Raw genomic sequence first — 1120 nt, forward strand, 5'->3', positions numbered from 1 at the left:
TGGATAATGCCCACGCCTGCCGCGAACTGGCTGCGTGACGAGGACGGCGCGCCGTTCTGACCGTCGCCGATATCGGCCGTTGCATTGATGATGCTCGTGGCCGTGCCCGCCTTGTTCGGCGCCAGAGTCTGGCCGCCCGCACGCTGGTAGGCCTCCAGCGCATACAGGCCGGTCCGCTTGGACAGACTGTAGTACTGCGAGAGATTGAACTGCTGATAGCTGGCCGCGCTCGTAATGCCATTCGCCTGCGTCGCACGCGTATAGCTGTAGCCGGCAGCCAGGTCCAGCGCCGTCAGCGGCTTGTAGTGCAGCACTGCGCCTGCCGTGTTGAAGATCGCCTCGCTGTGGAACGCCGAGTTCACGCCCGGGATGTATTGCACGTTCGAATACGAGAACGAGATGTCCCATTGCGAGCTGAACGCATAGCCACCCGTCACCGCAACCCGTTGTTGCGCCTGCGCCGTCTGATAGCCGTTGTTGATGCCCGACACAGCCGTCTGCGCGCCGGCGTTGGACGTCGTGGAGTTAGCGTCCCACGCACCGCCGCCCGGCGCCGCGTTATTGATGCGCTGGTAGCCTGCCGCGATCCCGAACGGGCCGTTCAGGTACTGAACCGCCCCGCTAATTGTCGAACCAGCATTGGTGCTACCCGCCACACCGCCCAGCGAATACGAACCGCTTACCGTCAGGCCGTGCATGCTCGGCGACGTGTACACCAGCGAGTTATTCGCGCGGTACAGCGTATCCAGCGAATCGATATCGCCCGGGTGTGCGCCGTAAGCGCCAGTCAGCCACGTGGTCGGGCTATAGGGCGACAGCAGCGTGTAGTACGACGTGTACTGGCGGCCCGCGGTGAGCGAACCGTAGGTGGCATTCGCCACACCCACGTACGCCTGCCGGTTGAACGCCAGACCCGAAACGGACTGCGCGCCGGTTGCGCTGTTGAAGCCCTCTTCCAACTGGAAGATCGCCTTCGTGCCGCCGCCCAGATCTTCACTGCCCTTCAGGCCGAAGCGGCTGCCCGCCCAGATGCCGTTCACCATCTTGATCACCGAGCGGCCACCCGACGTCGAACCCAGCGACGTCTGGCTGCTCTGATAGCCGATCCCCGTATCGACGA

1 protein-coding gene is annotated in these 1120 nt (G+C 64.0%); it reads right to left on the bottom strand.

What is annotated here, in order from left to right:
• Positions 1-1120 (bottom strand): porin (locus PQR67_RS38160; RefSeq protein ID WP_408467947.1); only part of this gene is annotated, 1120 nt, incomplete at both ends.

This window comes from Paraburkholderia fungorum (genome assembly GCF_046026025.1).
GTDB lineage: Bacteria > Pseudomonadota > Gammaproteobacteria > Burkholderiales > Burkholderiaceae > Paraburkholderia > Paraburkholderia fungorum_E.